This is a genomic window from Ekhidna sp., from assembly GCF_039940915.1.
Lineage (GTDB): Bacteria > Bacteroidota > Bacteroidia > Cytophagales > Cyclobacteriaceae > Ekhidna.
The window spans coordinates 1,168,843-1,192,185 of record NZ_JBDVFO010000002.1 but is presented as its reverse complement, the minus strand read 5'-3'; the positions used below and the strand labels follow the sequence as shown (position 1 = coordinate 1,192,185).

The window sequence follows — 23,343 nt, the reverse complement described above, 5'->3', positions numbered from 1 at the left end:
GTTCTGATATGTGAAGGTATTAAACCAAAATTATTCCAGTATTAAATTCTTTGAATCATCTTATGAAATATTCGATAAAGAAATGCATTAGCGGTTGACTATAAGCCTGTAATTTTGCGGCCATGCAAGACAAGATTCTAATTCTCGATTTCGGGTCACAATACACTCAATTGATAGCTAGACGTGTACGTGAACTTAATGTTTACTGTGAAATTCATCCATTCAGCAAATTTAAGATCACTCCAGATATAAAAGGAGTAATACTTTCTGGAGGACCTTGCTCAGTTTTAGATGAGGGCTCACCAGATATAAATACGGATGATCTTGGTGACTTGCCAGTCTTAGGAGTCTGCTACGGTGCCCAGCTACTGGTAAAGAAAAATGGAGGAACGGTAGCCAAATCCAATCATAGAGAATATGGAAGAGCAAATTTAAAGACGGTTGATTCCCATTTTGACTTGTTGAAAGAAGTAGAGATTGGAAGTCAGGTTTGGATGTCTCATGCGGATACAATTACCGAATTGCCAGAAAAATTTAAATTGATTTCAGCAACTGAATCAATTCCTGTAGCCGCATTTAAAATTGAAAACAAGTTTGTTTATGGCATCCAGTTTCATCCTGAGGTTACCCATAGTACCGATGGTAAAACAGTACTTCGAAATTTTGTTGTTCACATTTGCCATGCATCCCAAGATTGGACGCCAGATATTTTCGTGGAGGAGACGGTTGCTCAATTAAAAGATCAGCTAGGAGATGATAAGGTAGTATTAGGATTGTCTGGTGGAGTTGACTCCTCTGTTGCGGCTATGCTTATTCATCAGGCTATTGGAAAAAACTTGTATTGCATATTCGTTGATAATGGTCTGCTAAGAAAAAATGAATTTGATGAGGTGCTCAAATCATACGAAGGGCTTGGACTAAATGTAAAGGGTGTAGATACCAAGTCCCGATTCTACGATGAGCTGAAAGGTGAGAGCGACCCTGAAGGAAAACGAAAGATTATTGGAAGGGTATTTATCGAAGTTTTTGATGAGGAGGCCAAAAGTATTAAAGAGGTGAAATGGTTGGGGCAAGGAACCATATATCCTGATGTTATTGAGTCTGTTTCTGTGAATGGCCCATCTGTTACCATCAAATCTCATCACAATGTAGGCGGACTGCCAGCAAAAATGAACCTGAAAGTGGTAGAGCCGCTGAACACACTTTTTAAAGATGAAGTGAGAAATGTAGGCAGAACACTAGAAATCCCTGAGTTTATCCTAGGTCGTCATCCTTTCCCTGGTCCTGGATTAGGGATAAGAATACTCAGTGATATTACGGAAGAGAAAGTACGAATACTGCAAGAAGTGGACGCTCATTTTATCAATGGACTGAAGGAAGAAGGCCTCTATGATGAAGTTTGGCAAGCAGGGGCCATGTTGCTGCCAGTTCAATCTGTAGGAGTGATGGGAGACGAACGCACCTATGAGAATGTAGTTGCTTTGCGAGCAGTGGCTAGTTTAGATGGTATGACTGCCGATTGGGTTCATTTGCCGTATGAATTTCTTGGAAAGGTTTCCAACAAAATCATTAACAATGTAAAAGGGGTGAATCGCGTGGTTTATGACATCAGCTCAAAACCGCCAGCAACCATCGAGTGGGAATAATAATTAGCTTTGAAAGAAAAACAACCAACTGTGAGAACGCTCATCTTTAGTTTTTTACTTATTTCTGTTCTTACCATTTCTGCTCAGTCGAGTCAGGGAGAGTATCTGGAAGCCAAGCGTCAATTTGGGATTGGAAACTACGCAGAAGCCAAGCAAGCATTTAGAAATTTAAGCGATGACAACCTATTCGCAGAATACGCTTCTTTTTACTATGCACTATCTGCGTTGAAATTGGGACAGGAAAGGGTTGCTGAAAATATGCTTAAGCAGATCCAAACCAAGTACCCGGATTGGAATAAGCAACAAGAAGTAGATTATTGGCTGACACATCTATCATTTAGTCAAGGCAAACTTTGGCAGGCATTCCGTCAAGCCGAAGAACTGCCCGAAACATGGAGGAATTACCTCATAGATACCTTTCTAGGCAAGATGACATTATCTGGGCTGGACTCAGCGTATGCGCTCAATGCCAATAACAGTTACATAGGCACGTACTACGCGAAGGCAATCCAAAATCAACCATATGATGAGCGTGATCAGTTTCTGCTCATGGAGTTGGCTGAAAAGTTTGATTTTTCAATGGTTCCAGATGAAAACTTACCGTTAGTGAAGAAGGATCAATACGCGGTGGCTCTGGTGCTTCCATTCATGTATGAATCACTCGAAAATCCGCAAACGGTGATTAGAAATTCGATCATTTTTGATCTTTATCAAGGGATGACTTTGGCTCAAGAAGAACTGGAAAGTCAACAAATAAAATTGAATCTTTTTCCGTTTGACACGCAGAAGAAGGGATCGGTTACTTATGATCTGATCAAAGATGGAAAACTTGAGAAAGCAGATGCAATCATAGGCCCCCTTTACTCAGGCCCATCAAAATACATTTCTCAATTCTCGAAAGAGAACAAAATTACGATGATAAATCCTGTTTCTTCCAATGAAGGGATTGTAGGAGATAACCCTTACTCATACCTGTTTAAACCGGCCTATTCTACACAGGGAAGGGAAGCGGCTAAATATGCTGCTCGTAAGTTCACAGAGAATAAAAACCTCTTCATTTTCTATGAAACTGATAGAGACAGCATCATCGCCAATGCTTACAAAGAAACAATTGAAAGAGATAGTTTTTTGGTGGTTCGTTTCGAACGCCTGACAAATGAAAGTGCTCAACAAATTCAAATTGACTTTACCGAACAATATGAAGTAAGGCTTGATACGATGTACTCACAAGAGGAAATTGATTCTATTGCTTTAATACCGGGAAGATTTGTGAGGACAAGGAGTTTGAGAGAGGAAGATTCAGGAAAAATTGTACGGGATAGAAATGGAGAAGATGTTGTTGAATCCTATGAAGTGAAATTCACCGTTGCCCCTGACAGTATAGGTCACGTTTTCGCCGCTACTTCTAGTAATCTGTTGGCTAACAATTTCATCAGCACTGTTGAGGTCCGCAGCGATAGCATCGGAATCATAGGTTACAAAGACTGGTTAAATTTTTCACTTCTTTCCTATGCACAGTTGGAACGACTGCAAGTAGACTTTCTAAGCCCATCATACTATGATGTAGAGGGCGATGAATATAATCGCATAGAGCAGAAATTCATTCAGCATTTCGGAAAAACGCCCAGTGAGTATCATGTCTATGGCTATGAACTGGTTTGGCATCTGGGACAATTGATGAAAGAACATGGCAAGTATTTTCAAAGAGGATTTTTAGATGGTGAAGTAAAATCAGGACACATCATGGAAGGTTTAAGGTATGGCCCTTATAAGGACAACCAATTGGTGCCCATCACTCAATTAAAAAATCTGAGATTAAGAAATCAGAACATAAAACAAGAAGCTGACCAAGCAAATGAAGATATCGACAAGTAAAGAACTTTTTGATCGAGCTAAAGACTATATACCTGGGGGCGTAAACTCTCCAGTTCGTGCGTTTAAGGCAGTGGGGGGTGACCCCATTTTTTTTGTAAAGGCAGAAGGAGCCTACATGTATGATGAGGATGGAAACTCCTACGTTGACTTAATTAACAGCTGGGGGCCAATGATTCTGGGGCATGCCAATAAGCAAATTGAAGAAGCTATTTTCAAAGCCGTGATCGGCTCACCTTCCTTTGGAGCACCTAGCAGGATGGAGGTTGAATTGGCGGAGCTAATTACTGAGATGGTACCTTCTATTGAAAAAGTGCGAATGGTGAATTCAGGAACAGAGGCTACCATGTCAGCCATTCGATTGGCTAGAGGATTCACAAAGCGTGATAAGGTACTGAAGTTTGAAGGTTGCTACCATGGGCATGGCGATTCCTTCCTCATTGCCGCGGGCAGTGGTGCGATGACAATGGGCGAGCCCGATAGCCCGGGAGTAACGAAAGGAACAGCTAAGGACACACTTTTGGCACCTTTTAACAACATTGAAAAAGTAAAAGAGGTTTTGGCGGCCAACAAGGGAGAGGTTGCCGCAATTATTGTAGAACCAGTAGCAGGGAATATGGGGTGTGTGCTACCTGAGCGAGGCTTTCTGGAAGGTCTTCGAGAAGCGTGCAATGAAGATGATATCTTATTGATTTTTGATGAAGTCATGACTGGTTTTCGTTTGGCCAAAGGTGGAGCCCAGGAGGTTTACAATGTAAAACCTGATCTAACTACACTCGGAAAAATTATCGGAGCAGGAATGCCAGTGGGAGCCTATGGAGGTCGAAAAGACGTAATGGATTTTGTCTCACCTCAGGGACCGGTCTATCAAGCTGGAACTTTATCAGGAAACCCTGTAGCTATGGCAGCTGGATATGCACAACTGAGTTACCTCAATGAGCATTCAGAAGTATATGAAAGTATTGAGCAGACTACCAAGAAGATCGTGAGCGGGTACGAGAAAGCTTTGAAGAAGCACAAACTCAACTACTCAATGAATCAAATCGGAAGTATGTTTAGTCTGTTCTTCACGGAGCAAAAAGTAAACGATTTTGACTCTGCAAAAACATGCGATACCGAGCAATTCGGTAGATACTTTCGCCACATGTTGGAACACGGAGTATACCTAGCTCCATCTCAATTTGAGACACTGTTTGTTTCGAATAGCATTGGAGACGAGGAGGTTAAGAAGATTGTCTCTTCATTTGATAGTTTTCTTAAATCATAGCGAGGGATATGAGTACGCCGATCACTAGAACAAGCAAGACAAAGTACGTGTAGATAAATCCGAGCATCGTAGCTCTAAAAATACTCCACCCAATTTTTATTCCGTACACATTGCGAAAGCTAATGACGGCATAAATGAACGTGAGAATCATGCAAATCGGCCCTCCATAGTCTTCAAAACCTTCAATAACCAGCGCCAGAATCCACGTCCAGCCTAAAATGAAAAACAGAAAAGAATGGAGGTGTATCGAGTGTATGAGGTGCTTGATGTAAAGCCCTTTTCTCCAGAAAAACAACTTTAGAAGAAAGGCATAGACTGGAAGAATGAAAAATATGATTAGGGGAATTTGCCTCATCAAGTAATCATTTAAAGAAGCAGTTGTTTCCTGACTAATTTTCACGAATCTGTTAATGACAAAATCATTTGCCCAGGTGCCCGTATTTAAGCTCAGCGAATCCACAATACCTTCAGCATCCAAATTGGTGGTCTCTATGAGATGATTTACCAATTTTTGTCTTGGATTAGAAAGTGGCCATCCAGTATGCACTGAGTCGGGCAAGTTGTAAATACTGTCGTATTTAGCTTCAGACAATTCCAATTCAGTACTGAATCCACGCTGCTTTTTTTCCTTAACTGTCGGCTCAAACATCTTGGCCATGAAGAAAAAGTGAAAAATGCTGATTACGATGTACCAACGGATTGGATTGGCATAGTATACCCGTTTTCCATCAATGAAAGAGTTTGTGATCTTTCCCGGTTTGAACAGGAAAGGCTTAATTGTGTGAGCAAATCGTGAGTCAAGCGACAAGAAATTTGAGGTGACTTCTCTCAATAATAGGCCGAGGCTTATCTGATGGTCGGTGTTTTCCTGTCCGCAATTTGGACAATAATTATGCTTTTGATTGAGTAGCTCACCGCAGTTGAGGCAAGACTTATGTTTCCTTCTCTTTTTCACCGGGTTTAAACTTGTTGAGTAAAAATGCGACAGCCCATAATCCTAAAGCGATAAAACTATAAAGGATTTGATTGGTTTCTGTTCTCAGCGAGAAGAAAAGAAAGACAAAAGCCAGGATGGTGAAAACCCAGATTAATGTAGGGAATAATTTCATTGAGCTTCTTTTACTTTCAAGCTTGTACCTTCATCGGATATTACCTCTACATCTACCCCTTCATCAATGAAGTTGCCCCTGGTATACGCGTCATATATGGCTCCCTCCACTTCAATTTTACCGCTTGGTCTTAAGCGAGTATATGCCTTCCCTTTAAGACCAACCATGGATTTCTCTTTATAAAAAGTAGAGGTGAAGCCCTGCTCTTTATCCTGCACATCTTGCAGTGCAATTCGTCTGAAAACATTACTATTGAGTAGTCGTGCTCCACCGAAAAACATGACGACTATTGCACCTAGAAGCCCTGCGATTACGGTTGCAAATGAAATGAAAATCTCATCGCCTCCTACAAAGGAAAAATCAAACATGTCATTATTGAGCATGACTAAAACAAGCGAACCTATGGTGCATATTAGGCCGAGAATTCCTGCGACACCAAATCCGGGTATTACGAATACTTCCAATGCGATAAGAATGATCCCAACCGCAAATAATATTATTTCCCAATTCTCGGCGAGTCCATTCAGGTAATTGGGTACAAAATAGAGAATAATGGCCACCAAAGAGGCTAAAATGGGGAAACCTACACCGGGTGTTTGAAGCTCAAAATATATTCCACCAATAATGATTAAGATTAGAATTCCACTGACAAAAGGGTTTAAAAAAAGAGCAATGATTTTTTCTGTGGCTCCAAGTTTGTATTCCTGTAAATCATAATCCTCAATACCTGAGCGTATCATAATTTCGTCTATATTATTCACTTCGGCCTCACAAAAACCAAACTTGATGGCTTCTGATGTAGAGAGGGTTAAAATTTTTCCTTCAGTTGCGATGCTATCTAAGTCAATATCTTCATCAACCATTGCTTCTGCCATGCGAGGGTTGCGCCCTTTGGCCTCAGCTGTAGATCTCATAATAGATCTCATGTAAGATTGATATTTGTCCGGTGCAGCAGCTCCGTCTTGTGTGACGACTGTAGCTGCTCCAATACTTGAACCTTTTGCCATGTAAATGCTATCGCAGGCAATCGAAATTAGTGCTCCGGCGGAAGCAGCGTCTTTATTAATGAATGTGTAGATGGGACGATCGAAGTTTAGAATTCGCGTACGGATATCATCAGCATCATTCAAAGCACCTCCATATGTGTCAAGTTCCAAAATCACATAGTCGGCATCAATTTCCTGAGCCTTTTCGAGTGCAAGCTCAGAGTATCTGTTGGTTCTAGGATCTATTACATCACTGATTTTAAAGTGAAGAACCAAGGGTTTTTCTCTTTCCTGACCAAATAGGCTCAAGGTAAGAATTACACTAAAAAGCGTAAATAAATTTCTCATATTCGATTGCTAAAGTCCGCACAAAAGCTCCAACTTTGAAACTCCTCTTGTTGGTCTAAAGTTATTCTAAAATTGAACCATCGTTAAATATTTTTATCTATGATGCCAGAATCTATCAAGCATGTTGTCCTTGGAGATCATATTTGGAATTCTGCTATAGATGAAGCTTCAGGCAAGTTGTACTTAGATGTTCGGAAAGGGAATGAAACCATAGAGCTTGTCCAACTAGATCTTTCTTCGATGATTTATGAGGAGGTGAAGGTAGAGCATTCGAGATGGACACAGCTTTTAGGTGCGGCAGATGGCAAACTGTATTTCGTAGAATACATAGATCACCATAATCCGAATACGCAGAAACATTCTGCTTTAGATTGGTCAAGTAAAGAAATGAAAGCGGTGGAAACCATGTCTTCTTTGAGCAATTCTGCTCTTCATCCAGCTATCTATGAGCATGGATCAGATTATCATAAAACGGTAGCAAAGTTTTTGTCGTTGGATTTACCCCTCTCATGCGAATATTTGGAATGGAAGGAAAAAATCATAATCAGCTACTATCTTCGTTCTGATAATGAATTTGAAAGACACCTTCTTTTGCTGAAGAATGAGGAGAAGGAGTGGAGGCTTTGTCAGGACAGCAGAATGAAGGGATTCTCACCTGGCTCATTTTTTGTTTTTAAAGACTATTTAATATTTATAAAAGATCAAAATGAGGTTTGTGTGTACACTGAGTAGTCTGATGATGATCTTCTTAACTTATGCCAGTCCCATGGATAGCATCCGTGCTGAAAGGCGTGAGCAAGGTATGTTTGTTGTGCATGAAGTTGAGGAGGAGGAGACGATCTATTCGATTGCAAAACGATACAGTGGTTCCGTTGCTGGTATCGTAGAACACAATGAAATAGTAGACAATCGTATCGAGATTGGCCAAATTATCTATGTTTTAATAGAAGGTGAAAAAACCGAGGAGGTGACTCAGAATCATTCAGTAGGAGTTGCGGATATGGAAATACACTATGTTGAGGTTGGAGAAACGCTTTACAGTATTTCCAAAAAGTATGACCTGAAGTTGAAAGAGTTGCGTAAGTGGAATGATTTGGCGGATAATAATATTTCCCCCGGTATGCCTCTGAAACTAAGCGCAGAGGCCAAAATCTCGATACCCATAGAAGAAAATAGCCTTTATGATTCTGCTGCCTTAATGGAAGAGGATAGTAGCCAAGTTGAAGAAGTGGATCCCTTCGCTGATTTTGATCGATATTTAGTTCAAACAGGTGAGACCCTTTCTACTATCGCGGGAAAGATTGGTGTGAGCATTGATAGCTTGAAAATTTGGAATGCTTTAGTGTCAGACCGTTTAAAAATTGGACAGAAACTATTCTATAAACCTTCTGATGAAGTGGAAGCCACAGCAATCAACGAACCGAAGAAGAGAGTTCGTTCACAGATTGATGAGAATGGTTTTGAGCGATTGTATGAGGAGGGTGTAGCTTCTGTGATACAATCGATGAAAACTTCACGCTACTTAGCTCTCCATCGCAGCCTACCTATAGGCACAAACCTAGAAGTACGGAATTTGATGAATAATCAAATTGTGCATGTGAAAGTAGTAGGACGACTTCCAAACACGGGCTTAAACAAAAATTTGTTGCTTAGATTGTCTCAACCTGCCTTCGATCAGCTGGGCATTCTTGATTCAAAGTCTCGAGTAGAAGTTTCCTACAACAAGCAGTGAATAGAGAAGAGCTTAAGTCTTTCCTTGATGCAAAGGTCAAAGAGTATAATCGAGCGGATTTTATCACAAATGATCCAGTAAGTATTCCCCATGAATACACAAAAAAACAGGACATAGAAATTGCTGGACTCATGGCGGCCGTATTTGCCTGGGGTCAACGGAAAACCATCATCAACAAGAGCCGTGAATTCTTAACGCTGATGGATCATGCACCACATGAATTTGTGCTCACTCACTCGGAGAAGGATTTGAAGTCTTTTTTAGATTTTAAACATCGTACGTTCAATAGTGTAGACGCACTTTATTTTGTCCATTTCTTCCGGTGGTTTTATCGGCAGCATGAGTCGCTCGAAGAAGCTTTTGTTGGCAGCTTAGATGCGGACGCCCATATGGAAGCGCGTTTAACCAATTTTTTTAATCTATTTTTTTCCTTGCCAGATCATCCTGAAAGAACCTACAAGCACATTCCTAATCCATCAAGAAAGTCAGCCTGTAAGCGTATCAATATGTTTTTACGTTGGATGGTTCGAAAGGACGAGGCAGGAGTAGATTTCGGGATTTGGAAGACCATGAGCCCTCACCAACTGATTTGCCCATGTGATCTTCATGTGGATCGGGTAGCAAGAAAACTTGGTTTAATACGGCGCAAACAAACGGATTGGCAAACAGCCATTGAACTTACTGAGAACCTAAGGAAGTTAGACCACAATGATCCTGTCAAATATGATTTTGCCCTATTCGGACTGGGAGTGGAGGAGAAGTTTTGAGCCTTTGGCATAACATATGATCCAACCTTCATTATTTCAACCTGAAGCTACTGGAGAATCGTATGAACATTATGGCTAAATTGATTACGCTAACACTGTTTTTTATGTCTTGCTTGGCTGGCGAAGGTCAGTACCCAGCTCATGAGGTAAAAGAAGATTTGACTTACCTCCAATCTCAACTAGAAACTTATCATCCAGGATTTTATAGATACACTTCGAAAATGGAAATGGCTGACGCTTTTGAAAAAGCTATCGCGAATGGTGGAATGAGTGACTTGGGACTCTATGCAAATGTAAAATTCTTACTTGGTAAGATTGGATGTGGTCACACCCGCGCGCAAATGTCGGATCGGATGGGTCGAGATATTGAGTTAAATCAAGTCTTTATGCCTTTGACGGTCAAGTTAATAGGAGAAAAGGTATTTATTGATAAAACGTTGGACAGTCAACTTCAGTCGGGCCAGGAAATCATCTCAATCAATGGAGTTTCAATTCAGGATATAAAGAAGAAAATAGGCAATTACATTCCTTCAGATGGATTCATAGAAACTGGTAAACTTCGGATGGCAGAATTACTGTTTGATGGATATTATCAATTGTATGTAGACCCAACAGCTAGGTCTTACGAACTAAAGGTAAAAAATGAGCTTGATGAAGAAACAGTGTTTACTGTTGGTGGTGTTCCTAATGATCAGATTGAAGGAATTCGAAAGCAATACAAAGGTGATTTACTGTCCCTTGAATATTCTGGGGATTTTGCCTACATGCGGATAAAAACTTTTGGCTCTCAGTCGCTCCAGCGAGATGGATATGACTATAAGAAATTTTTAAAAACCAGCTTTAAAGAATTAAAAAATAAAGAGACTGCCAATTTAATCCTTGACCTCCGCGGAAATGGAGGAGGTAGGGACAATTATGGAGCCTTATTGGTTTCGTACCTGGCGAAGGATTCATATGGATATTTTGATAACATTCAGGTGACGGAAAACTATCCCGGAAGATCGACCAAAGTAGGAAACACCTATTTTATGACTAGTCATGAAGGTCTTTCTGTCTGGCAGCCTCAGAAAGATAGATTTAATGGGGATGTTTACGTTTTGATTGATGGATTTAGTTTCTCCACCTGTGCAGATGTAGCGACTGTTCTCCATCATCATGGTTGGGCTACCTTTTTAGGGGAAGAGACCGGCGGAGGGTATGATGGAAATACCAGTGGTAGGTCCAAATCAATCATTTTACCGAATTCAAAGATTTCCGTAAGCATTCCCATGTGGATGTATACAACGGCCAACGTAGGTCATGCATATATGGGAAGAGGAGTTATTCCCGACTACCCTGTTTTTACAAGTTGGGAGGAATACGTCTCCGGTGTAGATGCAGTCTTGGAAAAAGCAAAATCTCTTATAGATTCAAAGTAGTTAACCCCAGTTTGCAGGATCATCTCGCCATTCCTTAAGTGTCTTTAGGACGTCATTTTCAAACATGCGCTCATCCTGGGCATGCTCCAGAAGGTGGTTGTAGTCGCTGAGTACGACTAGGTCCACGCCTTTCTCCTTAAAATTGTTTTCTGAGACAGGGAAGCCGTAGGTGAAAATTGCAACCATGCCTACAACGTCAGCCCCTGCTTCTACCAATGCGTCTGCAGCCGCCAGAGAGCTACCACCTGTAGAGACTAGATCCTCTACTAAAAGCACTCGTTGACCCTTTTCAATCCTGCCTTCGATCATGTTTTGGAGACCATGTCCTTTTGATTTTGACCGTACGTATATAAAAGGCAGCCCCAGTTCTTCAGCCACCAAAGCCCCCTGAGGGATTCCTGCGGTAGCCACTCCTGCAATCACATCGATTCCATTGAATGAATTTGAAATCGCCAGTCCCAGTGCTGTTTTGATCTTAGAACGTACGTCCGGATAGGAAAGACTCAGCCTATTATCGCAATAGATGGGAGATTTCCAGCCAGAGGCCCATGTGAAGGGATCTTTCGGGCTTAGCTTAATTGCTTCAATTTTTAATAAATCTGCGGCTACTTCAGCGGCAAGTTTGGGATTGTAGATTTTGATGCTCATTGAATGCAAAAATAAAACGCAAGTATTACTCATCAATAATATGTATGCCTTGTTTGATTTTTATTTTATCACTTAATTGCTAGTTCAAACCCATCGATGAAGATTTTTATTAACGATATCCCTGTCTACATACTCTCAGAGAAAAAGATAAACATGAATCGTGCCTATGGTTTAGTCGTGCGTGAGTTTGAGGATATTGTGCCTGAGGTGCTAGCAGATGACGTACTCATCATGAATGCTTCCTTTGATCAGATAGATAGTTTACTTAGACTGATGACAGATAAGAAATTGAAGAAGGTTCATTCGATTTTTATCTCTTCACGAGAGAAGAGGGATTTAATTAATTATTTGAAGGGCAAATTCAAGGTCGTAGAAGCAGCCGGAGGAGTTGTGGAAAAGAAAGGAAAACTTTTAATGATTTATAGGCGCAAGGTATGGGATATACCCAAAGGTAAGTTGGATAAGGGGGAGACAATTGAAGAATGCGCAGTTCGGGAAGTAGAAGAAGAAACAGGCGTTAAAGTTCAGATTGACTGGAAGGTTGATGCTGTATGGCATACATACACGAACAAGAAAAAATATATTCTCAAGAAAACTCACTGGTATGCGATGCGGTGTGTTGACGATCGGAAAATGTCACCTCAAAAAGAAGAAGGAATTAAAAAAGTTGAATGGATGGGGTTAGAGGAAGTGCGCAAGGCTTTGCATGATTCATATCGTTCCATCCGATATGTAATGCAGGAATACACTAAAAAGATTGGAGAGGCTTAGTAAGCCACCATTTCTGCAATATTTAATTCCACTTCTTTCACTTCTGTAGCTTCAGAAACAAAAATTTCACCTTCCCTACGATAGTCTTCCCTTTTGAGTATCCATCCATTAATTCCCGTGCAGGGAAAGAGGGTACTTTGGTAGTTAAAGAGTTTTACAAACTGATCATAATTGGAATTTCTAATCTCTTTGGTTACCCAAATGGTTGAAATGGTACTATCTGTTCGGATATCTATCAATTTCCACAACTGGCACTTATAATCAAGAATATCTTCGTATTCATCTATTGCTTTAATTTCCAATGTTAATAGATTCGGCTCTTGCGATATAGGGATTTTATCAACTTTACCAGAATGATTGATATTGGTTCGAATCATCTTGTTGGCATCAGCATAAAGGGTTCCTAAGTCAAGTAGCGGTGCCTTTACTACGTATCCAGCGTACTTGAAAAGATGTTCCTTGATCCAATAATTCATTGTGGACGATGCTATTGTATCTCCACTTTCCAAAACACTATAGCTACGATAGGATAAGCTGCCTTCAAAGTTTTGACAAAAGACACTCGATGGGAGAGATAAGGAAGTCGCTATCAGAAATAGTGCAAATAGGTTATACTTCATAGGGTAGAAATGGATTAACATCTCCACCATAACGGTGAACTTCGCGAATTATGCTTGAGCTTATTGGGGCAAGTTCAGGCGAGGTAATCAGGAAGATTGTTTCCAGGTCACTATTCAATGAGCGGTTGATTTGAGAAATGCTATTCTCATATTCAAAATCGGTCGTATTTCGCAATCCTCGAATCAAATATTTAGCATCATATTTTTTTGCTAAAAAGGCAGTGAGTTCGTCGTATACTTCTATTTCAACTCTCCTTTCATCAGCAAAAGCCTCTCTGATCTTACCGACCATCCAATCCAATTCGAAGTACCGTTTATTCTTTGTACTATTATGTCCTATAGCAATAATTACACGATCAAATAGATCCAAACTTCTCATTACTATATCAAAATGACCTTTCGTAAAAGGGTCAAATGAACCAGGAAAAATGGCTGTTTTCATAGCTACAGGTTATTGTGATTAAACACAAAGATACCCACTCAATACATCAAAGTATTGGTGATCTTCTACTTCATCGTAGAGGTAGCTAAACTTCAAGAATGACGGCTTAGAGCCGAAAGAAATATTTCGGATGTACTTCTTTAGAAGGGTCATTTCCGCAGAACTTGGCTTTATGAAGCCCCAAATGAATACATGACTTTCCTTACCGTTCATTTTGAGCTCATTGAAAACCAGCATGATGTACTTGAGGTAATCTTCTTTTTTGCGAGCTGCAAACTGATTGTAGTATAGAAGTTTCTTGCCTTCGGTTGCTACTAAATGAAGAATTCCTCTGTCAACGAAGGCGTACATGCTTTTTTGATCAATGTGATCAGCATGCTTCATGAATCCTTCAATAAGCGCACTTCCTTGATGGATAATGTGTACCTTTTTTTTCTTGTATATGGATTCAATCCATCTGCACAGCTTTGTTTCGGCAGCAAATACATTGACCGAATCAGTTGCTATTTGCTTGTAATAATTAACCTCTTCAAATGCTGTTTTGATTTCGCTATTTAAAGCCAGGTAGTCTGCTGCAGCTTCCTGAACAAACATGTTGGCTGGAACAAGTGAAAACTTGTGCGACTTGAGACATAGCTTCACATCTTTCCAAAATCCGGCTGTCAAATATTCATGATTGTCAAGAATTTCCTTGATGAGCCTGAGTCGGCCATTCACGGTTTTAATTCCTTCGAGGCGGTAGTCTTCAAGACCCATGACCACATTATCTTGAGAGTCTACGACAGCAAACTGCAAATCGTAAATCCCAACCTGCATGATAAGCGAGTAATGGTCAAGTTCATCAATGGTAAACTTGGTATCCTTTACTCGCTTAATCAGCTTATAGGTCGATGTGTCTTGTGCAATCAAAATATTTATTCCCAGTTACCCGCTGTAGTCACGCTTGTTCGTGATCCAAATCTCAACGGCTTTCTGGTGTTGTATTCGCTATCTTCATCTCTGCTTGGATCTACCGGTCTAGGGTTCTTCACTTCAATCGCATTTACCAAAAGTCCAGCTTTCAGGATTTTGTCTGCCCAAACGTCAAACTTTACCTGTGTGCCTGGAACATAAGGCAGAGATGTTAAATCAAATCTTGGCCACTTATTATTCCCAAATAGTGAGTCAATTACAGATCTAGTACCCAATGTGTCTATTTCAACATAGATACTATCTTTTCCATACGGTTGAGGAATAATCGTTTCGCTTCGTTCAACCAGGTAAAAATTACCTGAATCGATAAAGGAGAGAAGTTTATCCCAATCACTTGTGTACTGTCCATTCACAGTCATGTAGGCGATTTCCGCTTCACGGATCATTTTCAGTTGTTCAATGATTCTGGCTTCTGCGTTTTCAATTCGCTTCGCTTCCTCAATGGACGATTTGATACTATATACTAAAAAAAAGGCCAGTGACACCCACACTACGAGCATGACCACAGAAACAATCTTCGTTTTACTCATTGCTAAATTTCTTTTTCGCTAGGTTTTTGCAATTATAAATATTTAATAGTGATTCTTGAAGCACTAGAACTATTAATGCTTAAAAGTAAACAAACCCCTAAGATCGGTAATTTTATCTGCTGTGCCAGTGGTATTAAAAATATTATGAATGGTGCCTTTTTGTAACAGGGAAATTTCTTCCATCGAAAAAAACTTTGCCTCTGTTAAGATTTGTGCGTTTGGCGCCAATTCAGGATCTGATCCTAGTCTGAGGGTTCCTGAGATGCGTTTTACCTCGAAAAACAACTCGATGGCATGGTAAGGGTTTCCTATGAATTCATTGGTGAATAAGTATTCTCCCACCTCAACTTCAAGATTGGTTTCCTCTAAAAACTCCCTTTTTAATGTTTCTGCTACTGTTTTACCGAATTCTACACCACCACCAGGAGGTGACCACAGATGACCTGCAGATCCCAGATTTTCGTGCCTCAGGAGTAGGGTTTTATCATTTTCCATTAAAATACCGACTGCTCGCACTCGTATTTTGCCTTCAAATGGATTTTCTGCTCGATTTTTGTTTAACATTTGAAACGGATGTTCGTTAACTTTGAATTCGAAAGAAACTACAATAAAATAAAATTAGATATGAAATATTTAGCGTCTTTGCTTTTAGTAGGTTTATCGTTTTTTGCTACTGCACAAGAAGAGGAACCCATGACAGGTCCTAAGATTTCGTTTACGGAGAAATCATTCGATTTTGGTGAAATTACACAAGGAGAGAAGGTTGAGCATGTTTTCACTTTCGAAAACAGCGGCAATGAACCATTAATTTTATCAGATGTACGGACCACCTGCGGTTGTACTGCCCCAGAGTGGCCAAGAGAAGCAATAGCTCCGGGAAAAACAGGCAAATTGAAGGTTGTATTCAATAGTTCAGGAAAAATGGGAATGCAGAATAAGGTGATTACGGTAATGTCAAACGCTGTAAATAACCCAGAGCGTGTGAAGATTGTGACGAATGTAATGGCTGCTGATCCAAACAATTAATGATTCCTTGCGCCAAAAATGGCGCTTCCTATTCTGATCATGCTACTTCCCTCTTGAATAGCGATTGGATAATCGCTGCTCATTCCCATGGAGAGTGTATTGATTTTTACATTGTCATGATCAGAATGCTTTTTTTCTTCAAAAAGTAGGTTCAGTCCATTAAATTCTTTTCTCACCTGAGCCTCATCATTGGTATTGGTTGCCATACCCATCAGGCCTACGATGCGCACATTGGACAGTTTGGTTAGCTCTTCTCCATGAAGTATTTCATTCAGCTCCTGCTTATCTAGGCCAAATTTGGTTTCTTCTTCCGCTATGTGAACCTGCAGTAGGCAATCAATCACACGTTCTGCCTTTTTGCCTTGCTTATCAATTTCTCTTAATAGTTTGAGAGAATCCACTCCGTGTATCAGATGGACAAACGGTGCGATATACTTGACTTTGTTTCGCTGGAGGTGACCAATCATGTGCCAGCGAATATCTTTTGGAAGTTGATCTGCCTTCTGCGTCAACTCCTGAACTTTATTCTCACCAAAATCCAGGTGACCGGTCTCATAGGCCTCTAGAATAGCTGAATGAGGCTTGGTTTTGCTAACCGCAACCAAAGTGCAGTTTTCTGGTAAAGTTTCCTTTAAATCTTTTAGTTGACTTGATATTTCGCTCATTATTGTCTCTTTTACATCTCTTAATTTGAAAACTCAAGAATAAGTTTCAATTGATTGAATGGCAATTTTAGGGACATTACTCAAGAAGGGAATCATGTTGCGAGAAAGTTTAGAGCAACTCTATACTTCCCCACTTGATTTGCAGAAGCAGGAGTTGAGAAATTTACTTATTCAATGTCAGTCCACGAAGTTTGGTCAATTTCATTCATTTAATGCAATCCTTAACTCATTCAAAAAAGGAAAGGATGAGTTTTACAAAAGCTTCACAGCAAATGTGCCCATACACGACTATGATAAGATCTATGAAGATTGGTGGCACTTAGCTAAAGCTGGCCAAAGGGATATCTGCTGGCCAGGAAAAATTAAATATTTTGCCTTAAGCTCTGGAACTTCTGGAGCTTCTTCGAAATATATTCCAATCACTCGTGAGATGGTTAAGTCCATTAGAAAGACTTCAATGAGGCAGATTCTGACGATGAGTAAATATGACCTGCCGGCATCATTATTTTCGAAAGGAATTTTAATGCTGGGAGGAAGTACAAATCTTAAAAAGAGCGGACACTACTTTGAGGGAGATTTAAGTGGTATTACAGCCGCACAAATTCCTTTTTGGTTTCAGCATTTCTATAAACCAGGAAAGAAAATCGCTAAGACGGAAGATTGGCATTCGAAATTAGAGGAGATTGTAAAGAAAGCACCGGATTGGGATATTGGAATCATTGTTGGCGTTCCAGCCTGGCTTCAAATTCTAATGGAGAGGGTAATAGAGAAATACCAGTTGAATACAATCCATGATATCTGGCCTAATCTTCAGATTTTTGTTCATGGCGGAGTTTCTTTTGAGCCCTACAAACGAGGGTTTGAAAAACTTCTCAGTCGTCCCTTGACTTATATGGAGACGTACCTTGCTTCTGAAGGATTCATTGCTTTTCAGGCATATCCCAACAAACGATCCATGCGTTTGGTACTCAACAATGGGATTTTCTACGAATTTGTCCCATTCATAGAGGCTAATTTTGATGTTGATGGCAAATTGAAAGATGGTGCTAAAACGTTGAAAATAGATGAGATTGAGGAGAATAAGGAATACGCACTGCTGATTACCACAAATGCTGGTGCATGGAGGTATATGATAGGGGATGTGATAAAATTCACGTCCGTGGATGAGAATGAGATCGTAATCACTGGACGCACAAAACTTTTCATGAGTTTGTGTGGTGAACACCTCAGTTTGGATAATATGAATAAAGCAATAGAGCTGGTTGAGGAAGAACTGAAAATTGATGTCAGAGAGTTTACATTGCTGGGAGACAGATCTGATAGTTTGTTTGCGCATCACTGGTACATAGGTACAGATGATGAAGTAGACGAAAATCAATTGGGGGAAAGAATAGATCATCACTTAAAGACCTTAAATGACGACTATAAAGTAGAGCGCGGTTCGGCATTGAAAGAGGTTCGATTGAGCACTTTATCTACCAAGACCTTTTATCAGTGGATGGAGTCTCAAGGTAAGGTGGGAAGTCAAAATAAATTTCCTCGTGTACTTAAGAAAGAAAAAGCCCAACTTTGGAGAAATTTTCTAAACGAACTAAATAGAGAAGTTAGCTAGATGCCCCCAATCATTAATGGTCTGATTTTCGGCCTAATCTTCCTTTTTGCCATTGGACCGGCATTTTTTGCTCTCATCCAAACAAGTATTCAGCAAGGTTTGAAGAAAGCTATCTTCCTCGCTGTTGGTATTTCTATTAGTGATGTTTTTTATGTAGTGGTTGTCCTTTTTGGAATGACTAAGGCGCTAGAAACGGATGATTTCAAGTTTTGGATGGGGATTTTTGGAGCTATTATGCTTGGCGCTTATGGGTTGTATTCATGGTTTAAGACCCCTAAAATCGAAAACGAGAAGGCTCTATTAAATGACTCCAACTATGCTAAGCAGTTTGCAAAAGGACTGTTGTTGAATGGGTTGAACCCTTTTATTATAGTATCATGGGCGACCTGGGTAAGTGCTATTGCGATCAACTTTGAGTATGGATTTAGTCAGCAGGTTCAATTTTTTGGAGGTATGCTCATTACCATTTTTAGCATGGATGTGGCTAAGGCCTTTGTTGCCCACAGATTGAAGCATCTAATAACTGTCAGGTTTGTCCGAAACATGAATAGGACAGTGGCCATTATCCTTGTGTTGTTCACTTTTCAGATACTATATTTTCTCCTGAATAACTACGCATAAAAAAACGTGCTCCGGAGCTGGAACACGTTTCAATCTTAAAAACCTAACCTAATTTTTTAGCTTTTACTGAATAGTAAAACCAAATACTTTTTCTTCAGATTTGGTATTTACTACTAAAGTGTAAGTCCCTTCATTCAGATTTGTGATTTTTGATAAATCGACTTTTACACCATTGATTTCTTTTACTTCCTCGTTGAGGTAAATCTTGATTTCTTGCTTTCTTGGATTTGACAACCAGACTTTGGTTCCTTTGGTGAATACAGGTTGGCCGCTTTCCACACTCACTGCCTTTTTGCTGAATTCAATGGCAACATCTGAGGGCTGTTTTATACTGCTGTAGGAAACAACGAAATTGAAAGAAAAAACCGAGAGGAGAATTGACACAAATTTTATCATAGCTGCTTTTCTTTATTCTATACAACACAAAAAACGAAAAAAACCCTGATTTCGTATCAGAGTTTTAGTTAAGTAGTCTTAAATACTAGTTGAAAAGCGGAAATATGTCGTTTAGGCCTTCAAGTCTCTTTTATTGAGAAACCAGGTGATGAAGAGCATGAAAAGTGCACCCCAACCAACGGCAATCAACCATTCATACCAGAATATGTGATCTTTTATTTCCTGAAATAAATAGCGTGCAAATGGACTTTCGTAAACTTTGCCACAGAGCTTTTCGATGGAATAGATGGGGAAGAATTTCACGAAGCTGGCTGTGTAATCCCTTACAACGGGTGCAAACTCTAAAATGGAAGTCACAATGGGTTCAAAAACAAGACTGTAAAGCATCGTAATAACTATTGCAAAACCTGCCTTTTTGATCACCATTGCTAAGCTGAATGCGAAGAGGCAGAAGACAACAAGCTGTAGGAAATAAGCCAATAGGAATTCAAGGTCTGTAAAAATGTATTTTAAGTCGGTTACGTGCGAGTACATTAAACCAGCCAGCAAGCCTGACACAAAAAGTACGAGTGTGCAAACTCCTGCCAAAAAAAGGATTAGTGATAGCTTGGATAGCAAGAATTCACGCTTGCTAATGCCATCTATGATGTTTTGTCTAAGTGTATTGTATGATAGCTCATTATTAACCGAGACTATGACAATAAAGGAAATGAGTACTTTAACAAAAGAGGCTAGCCATACCGAGTTTTGCCAAATGTCTGGAAAATCGTAGATGGGAATTATTGTGGGATCAATTCCATCAAAATCTGCCCCTTTGCTCTTGAGCCACTCCAAAAAGAACATGCCTCCATTGGTGATTATCAGCTGTGAAATTAAATAGAGACCAAACAGAATCCAGAAAACCCTGTAGTGCTTTAGTTTTAACCATTCAAGTGTAAAAGCTCTAATCATTTTCCTTTAAGATTTTTAAGAATTCCTGTTCGAGTGATTTGGATTGTGGAACCAGTTTTTTCAATAAAACCCCCTGGTCGAAGCAAAATTTGTTTAAATCTGCTGAGGATTGTCCCTCAGCCAGGTAAGCAATAAGGGATCCGTTCCGATTCTCTACTTTTTCTAAGCCTGAGTACTTTTCAATGGTTCCGGAGAGCAGGTCCAAATCCGAAGCTGAAATTTCAACGGCATTTGTTTCGCCCAATATATCATGGACGGAACCTTCGTGAAGCTTTACACCCTTTCTTAGGATGCAAAAATCAGTGCATACTTTCTGAACTTCATCGAGTAGATGACTCGCCATAATGATGGTTTTGCCTTGAGCGGCAATATCCCGGATGAGCTGTCTTACTTCTGCAATTCCTTCTGGATCTAAGCCGTTTGTAGGCTCATCCAACATTAATACGGGTGGATCTGATAGGAGTGCAGCAGCTAATGATAGGCGTTGCATCATTCCTAAACTAAAAGCTTTGAACTTGTCATTTCTTCTTTCATAGAGATTGACTTGCTTTAGAATGTCATCTATTTTGTTGGTGCCACATTTTTTGATGTGAGCAACTATTCTTAGGTTTTGTTTGGCAGTCAAGTAACTGTAAAAACAAGGAGTTTCTAATATGGAGCCGATCTTCTGTCTTGCCCCGACATTATTTACTCCATCAAACCATTCAAAGCCACCACTGGTAGGAGCCACTACCTCGAGTATCATCCCCAAGGTGGTAGTTTTGCCACTGCCATTTGGTCCAAGTATTCCATAGACCTGTCCTTGTTCTATGGTTAAATCTAGCTGGCTTACGGCTGTAAGCTTACCAAATTTCTTAGTGAGTTTATTAATCTTTAATACGCTCATTTGAAGTTGAATTGGTCAGTGAGTAATGGTAACATATCCGATTTTTGGAAACTCTGAAGCAGGGTAGGTATTTTTCCGAATGGGATGTTGCCACGCAAGTAAAAAGCAATCAGATTCCCTTCAGCAGCTGCAATACCCACATACTCTTCTTCTTTTCCAATGATCCGCATTTCTTGAAGTCCCAGCACTGTGATGTACTCTTCAAACCCCTCTTTTTCGTATGCTTGTAGCATATCCTTGTAACTTTTAGAAACCGCAGTTGCAGAATCCAGGGTATAGATCAATACCTTTTCAATATCATTAACCATTTCATTGAAGCTCGGATCCTGAGAGAGGTTGATCATTCGAAGAGTGCTTGGATACATGCAGATGGGATTCATCCACCTGGTGGGTCTGCGAGGCTCAGCAAAATCCTTGATGATCGATTCTTGAGCAACGGAGGTTAAAATAAATAGTGCGAATAGAACAGACAGTAGGTATTTCTTCATTAAGCGATTTTTTAGTAAATGAGCAAGCACAAGAGAAACTTATGCCTGCCCAAGGTCAACTAACTTATTTTAATCTTTTGAAGTATCAATGTTTTCTAAATATTGCAGTTGATTGATTCGCATAAGGCTAGCCAGTTTGGAGATTTGCTTTAGATCAATTTCTCCATATAGACTTACCATTGCGAATTTCTCTTTGCCTCCTGCAACAAGAATCAATTCTTCAATTATTCCACCCTTTTCACGGATGGATATTTTTACATTTTCTTCGGCGTCTCTTACAGTCATTAGTTCTTCAAACCCAGCCTTGTCTACATCAGCAACAGCACCATCATACAATGATTTTGGATTAGAGACTTTCTCACTTGCCACTACTTTCATGCCTTTGAGTTTGCTGGTGATGTCGTAAAATAACTTTTCATCATCTTCATTGCCTTCCATTTCTGCAAACAGCGAGAACATTTTGCTGCTAACTGAAACTTTTGTGAATGTTTCATCACCTTCATACTTATCCATGTATTTGCTAACCACTTCTTGGCTAAACGCCGTTCCGGCTATGGATAAAATCATTACTATTAATACAATCTTTTTCATCGTTTTATTTTTTAAGGTCTTAAAATCGAGGTTTTGGTTTTCTTCATTAGAAGGACTTTAGGACTCTTCCTGTAGTTCTTCTTTGGCTTTATTGATCTTCGTAAGCTCCATTGTATGGTTCTGTCCCTGATTTAACTCAGATCCTATCATCATTAAAGCGTCACGTGTAGCTTGGAATGCTTTCTCGGGATCATCTATTGCGAATGGATCTTTCTTTGCATCATTGAATACCAACGCTGCTGTTACCACACCAATCGTAATAGTTGCTGCCGCAGACAGCCAAGCTTTTTTTCTGCTGGTCACTTTTGATCCTTCATACTTCTGCGACTTCTGCTTTGTTAGAAATCGGAAGTAGTGACTTTCATTGTTGAGAGCCGGATTAGATTTGAAATGTGATTTTATCACTTTCTCTTCTTCCAGACTGGTCTCACCATTCCAGTACTTTTCCAGTAGCTTATCAATTTGCGATCCCATATGCGTCTATTTTTTGCATGGCTTCTTTCACTTTTTTTCGGGCTCTGTGAATATTGACTTTTACATCACTTTCACTGATTCCGCATGTTTCAGCTATATCCTGATAGCTCATGTCTTCCACCTCGCGAAGATGGAAAACCTCCTGCTGCTTGGCCGGTAGCTTCTTGAGCACTTCTTTCATCAATGACATGAAGTCGTCAGTGATGGCTTGCTCTTCAACCGAACTTGAATATCTCATATTTACCACTTTTTCGTCCAGGTCTGCATACCGATTTCTTCGCAAGATTTCGATGCATCTGTTTCGGACAATGCGAAAAGCCCACGCGTTGACTTTTTCTACTTTGTCCAGGTCCTTACGAATACTCCAAATTTTCGTGAGGCAGTCCTGTACAACATCTCTTGCAGTCTCTGGTTCATGTACAATCGATAACGCGTACCGATACATGCCGTCAGAGGCTGGGAGTATGTGCTTATGGTATAGGTTTTGTGACATTCAGCTAGATGA

General features: G+C 40.0%; 28 protein-coding genes. 11 read left to right on the top strand and 17 right to left on the bottom strand.

The window, feature by feature from the left end; genetic code table 11:
• Positions 1-122 precede the first annotated feature (122 nt).
• The 3 genes from guaA to hemL are packed head-to-tail and all read left to right on the top strand — an operon-like array spanning position 123 to position 4,785.
• Positions 123-1,646 (top strand): glutamine-hydrolyzing GMP synthase, encoded by a 1,524-nt coding sequence (gene guaA, locus ABJF57_RS10390; RefSeq protein ID WP_462228721.1) that lies wholly within the window; start codon positions 123-125, stop codon positions 1,644-1,646.
• A 30-nt stretch (positions 1,647-1,676) separates the two neighbouring features.
• Positions 1,677-3,521, top strand: a complete 1,845-nt coding sequence (locus ABJF57_RS10385; protein ID WP_462228719.1) for a hypothetical protein — start codon at positions 1,677-1,679, stop codon at positions 3,519-3,521.
• Positions 3,502-4,785: a glutamate-1-semialdehyde 2,1-aminomutase gene (gene hemL, locus ABJF57_RS10380; protein WP_462228718.1), complete on the top strand. Its 1,284-nt coding sequence runs from the start codon at positions 3,502-3,504 to the stop codon at positions 4,783-4,785. The genes ABJF57_RS10385 and hemL overlap by 20 nt, the downstream gene beginning before the upstream one ends.
• Here the strand turns inward: hemL and ABJF57_RS10375 are convergent.
• Genes ABJF57_RS10375 through ABJF57_RS10365 form a run of 3 tightly spaced genes read right to left on the bottom strand, consistent with a single transcriptional unit; the run spans position 4,775 to position 7,228 of the window.
• Positions 4,775-5,740, bottom strand: a complete 966-nt coding sequence (locus ABJF57_RS10375) for a DUF3667 domain-containing protein (RefSeq protein WP_462228716.1) — start codon at positions 5,738-5,740, stop codon at positions 4,775-4,777. The two genes, hemL and ABJF57_RS10375, sit on opposite strands and share 11 nt — an antisense overlap.
• Positions 5,718-5,894 (bottom strand): hypothetical protein, encoded by a 177-nt coding sequence (locus tag ABJF57_RS10370; protein ID WP_462228714.1) that lies wholly within the window; start codon positions 5,892-5,894, stop codon positions 5,718-5,720. The genes ABJF57_RS10375 and ABJF57_RS10370 overlap by 23 nt, the downstream gene beginning before the upstream one ends.
• Positions 5,891-7,228: an NfeD family protein gene (locus ABJF57_RS10365; RefSeq protein WP_462228712.1), complete on the bottom strand. Its 1,338-nt coding sequence runs from the start codon at positions 7,226-7,228 to the stop codon at positions 5,891-5,893. The genes ABJF57_RS10370 and ABJF57_RS10365 overlap by 4 nt, the downstream gene beginning before the upstream one ends.
• Before the next feature lie 99 nt (positions 7,229-7,327).
• Between ABJF57_RS10365 and ABJF57_RS10360 the strand changes: the two genes are divergently transcribed.
• The 4 genes from ABJF57_RS10360 to ABJF57_RS10345 all read left to right on the top strand — a co-directional run bounded on the left by ABJF57_RS10360 (position 7,328) and on the right by ABJF57_RS10345 (position 11,145).
• Entirely contained in the window at positions 7,328-7,960 is a 633-nt protein-coding gene (locus tag ABJF57_RS10360; RefSeq protein WP_462228710.1) for a hypothetical protein, read from the top strand.
• Positions 7,935-8,960 (top strand): LysM peptidoglycan-binding domain-containing protein, encoded by a 1,026-nt coding sequence (locus ABJF57_RS10355; protein ID WP_462228708.1) that lies wholly within the window; start codon positions 7,935-7,937, stop codon positions 8,958-8,960. Before ABJF57_RS10360 ends, ABJF57_RS10355 begins: the two co-directional genes overlap by 26 nt.
• Positions 8,957-9,727, top strand: a complete 771-nt coding sequence (locus ABJF57_RS10350; RefSeq protein WP_462228706.1) for a TIGR02757 family protein — start codon at positions 8,957-8,959, stop codon at positions 9,725-9,727. Before ABJF57_RS10355 ends, ABJF57_RS10350 begins: the two co-directional genes overlap by 4 nt.
• A 71-nt stretch (positions 9,728-9,798) precedes the next feature.
• The gene (locus ABJF57_RS10345; RefSeq protein ID WP_462228704.1) at positions 9,799-11,145 is read left to right on the top strand and encodes a S41 family peptidase; all 1,347 of its coding nucleotides are present in this window, start codon (positions 9,799-9,801) and stop codon (positions 11,143-11,145) included.
• On the opposite strand, the gene pyrE is transcribed toward ABJF57_RS10345, so the two are convergent.
• The gene (gene pyrE / locus ABJF57_RS10340) at positions 11,146-11,793 is read right to left on the bottom strand and encodes an orotate phosphoribosyltransferase (protein ID WP_462228702.1); all 648 of its coding nucleotides are present in this window, start codon (positions 11,791-11,793) and stop codon (positions 11,146-11,148) included.
• Positions 11,794-11,889: 96 nt separating this feature from the next.
• On the opposite strand from pyrE, the gene ABJF57_RS10335 reads away from it, so the two are divergent.
• Positions 11,890-12,564 carry an NUDIX hydrolase gene (locus tag ABJF57_RS10335; protein ID WP_462228700.1) on the top strand — a complete coding sequence of 225 codons (675 nt, stop codon included), beginning with the start codon at positions 11,890-11,892 and terminating at the stop codon, positions 12,562-12,564.
• Here the strand turns inward: ABJF57_RS10335 and ABJF57_RS10330 are convergent.
• The 5 genes from ABJF57_RS10330 to ABJF57_RS10310 all read right to left on the bottom strand — a co-directional run bounded on the left by ABJF57_RS10330 (position 12,561) and on the right by ABJF57_RS10310 (position 15,692).
• Positions 12,561-13,184, bottom strand: a complete 624-nt coding sequence (locus tag ABJF57_RS10330; protein ID WP_462228698.1) for a hypothetical protein — start codon at positions 13,182-13,184, stop codon at positions 12,561-12,563. The genes ABJF57_RS10335 and ABJF57_RS10330 overlap by 4 nt on opposite strands.
• On the bottom strand, positions 13,174-13,626 hold the full coding sequence (coaD, locus tag ABJF57_RS10325; protein ID WP_462228696.1) for a pantetheine-phosphate adenylyltransferase: 453 nt from the start codon (positions 13,624-13,626) through the stop codon (positions 13,174-13,176). The genes ABJF57_RS10330 and coaD overlap by 11 nt, the downstream gene beginning before the upstream one ends.
• Before the next feature lie 18 nt (positions 13,627-13,644).
• Positions 13,645-14,535: a DUF3822 family protein gene (locus ABJF57_RS10320; protein ID WP_462228694.1), complete on the bottom strand. Its 891-nt coding sequence runs from the start codon at positions 14,533-14,535 to the stop codon at positions 13,645-13,647.
• 5 nt (positions 14,536-14,540) lie between these two features.
• Positions 14,541-15,128 carry a hypothetical protein gene (locus ABJF57_RS10315; protein WP_462228692.1) on the bottom strand — a complete coding sequence of 196 codons (588 nt, stop codon included), beginning with the start codon at positions 15,126-15,128 and terminating at the stop codon, positions 14,541-14,543.
• 72 nt (positions 15,129-15,200) lie between these two features.
• Entirely contained in the window at positions 15,201-15,692 is a 492-nt protein-coding gene (locus ABJF57_RS10310; protein WP_462228690.1) for an NUDIX domain-containing protein, read from the bottom strand.
• A gap of 60 nt (positions 15,693-15,752) precedes the next feature.
• On the opposite strand from ABJF57_RS10310, the gene ABJF57_RS10305 reads away from it, so the two are divergent.
• The gene (locus ABJF57_RS10305; protein WP_462228688.1) at positions 15,753-16,154 is read left to right on the top strand and encodes a DUF1573 domain-containing protein; all 402 of its coding nucleotides are present in this window, start codon (positions 15,753-15,755) and stop codon (positions 16,152-16,154) included.
• Here ABJF57_RS10305 and ABJF57_RS10300 read toward each other — a convergent pair.
• Positions 16,151-16,819 carry a YggS family pyridoxal phosphate-dependent enzyme gene (locus tag ABJF57_RS10300; protein ID WP_462228686.1) on the bottom strand — a complete coding sequence of 223 codons (669 nt, stop codon included), beginning with the start codon at positions 16,817-16,819 and terminating at the stop codon, positions 16,151-16,153. The genes ABJF57_RS10305 and ABJF57_RS10300 overlap by 4 nt on opposite strands.
• Positions 16,820-16,877: 58 nt before the next feature.
• On the opposite strand from ABJF57_RS10300, the gene ABJF57_RS10295 reads away from it, so the two are divergent.
• Together ABJF57_RS10295 and ABJF57_RS10290 are read left to right on the top strand one after the other, a co-directional pair.
• Positions 16,878-18,431, top strand: a complete 1,554-nt coding sequence (locus tag ABJF57_RS10295; RefSeq protein WP_462228684.1) for a GH3 family acyl-acid amido synthetase — start codon at positions 16,878-16,880, stop codon at positions 18,429-18,431.
• Positions 18,432-19,052 (top strand): LysE family translocator, encoded by a 621-nt coding sequence (locus tag ABJF57_RS10290; protein WP_462228682.1) that lies wholly within the window; start codon positions 18,432-18,434, stop codon positions 19,050-19,052.
• 63 nt (positions 19,053-19,115) lie between these two features.
• Here the strand turns inward: ABJF57_RS10290 and ABJF57_RS10285 are convergent, their stop codons facing one another.
• The 7 genes from ABJF57_RS10285 to ABJF57_RS10255 form a co-directional block, all read right to left on the bottom strand.
• Positions 19,116-19,448, bottom strand: coding sequence for a hypothetical protein (locus ABJF57_RS10285; protein WP_462228680.1), 333 nt, complete (start codon positions 19,446-19,448; stop codon positions 19,116-19,118).
• A 111-nt stretch (positions 19,449-19,559) separates the two neighbouring features.
• Complete coding sequence (locus ABJF57_RS10280) at positions 19,560-20,399, bottom strand: ABC transporter permease (RefSeq protein WP_462228678.1); 840 nt, start codon at positions 20,397-20,399, stop codon at positions 19,560-19,562.
• Positions 20,392-21,285, bottom strand: a complete 894-nt coding sequence (locus tag ABJF57_RS10275) for an ABC transporter ATP-binding protein (protein WP_462228676.1) — start codon at positions 21,283-21,285, stop codon at positions 20,392-20,394. The genes ABJF57_RS10280 and ABJF57_RS10275 overlap by 8 nt, the downstream gene beginning before the upstream one ends.
• Positions 21,282-21,773, bottom strand: coding sequence for a hypothetical protein (locus tag ABJF57_RS10270; RefSeq protein WP_462228674.1), 492 nt, complete (start codon positions 21,771-21,773; stop codon positions 21,282-21,284). The genes ABJF57_RS10275 and ABJF57_RS10270 overlap by 4 nt, the downstream gene beginning before the upstream one ends.
• A 69-nt stretch (positions 21,774-21,842) precedes the next feature.
• Positions 21,843-22,364: a DUF4252 domain-containing protein gene (locus ABJF57_RS10265; RefSeq protein WP_462228672.1), complete on the bottom strand. Its 522-nt coding sequence runs from the start codon at positions 22,362-22,364 to the stop codon at positions 21,843-21,845.
• 57 nt (positions 22,365-22,421) lie between these two features.
• A complete protein-coding gene (locus ABJF57_RS10260) occupies positions 22,422-22,838 on the bottom strand; it encodes a hypothetical protein (protein WP_462228670.1) in 417 nt (138 codons plus the stop codon).
• Positions 22,822-23,331, bottom strand: a complete 510-nt coding sequence (locus tag ABJF57_RS10255; protein WP_462228668.1) for an RNA polymerase sigma factor — start codon at positions 23,329-23,331, stop codon at positions 22,822-22,824. Before ABJF57_RS10255 ends, ABJF57_RS10260 begins: the two co-directional genes overlap by 17 nt.
• Between the last annotated feature and the right edge of the window lie 12 nt (positions 23,332-23,343).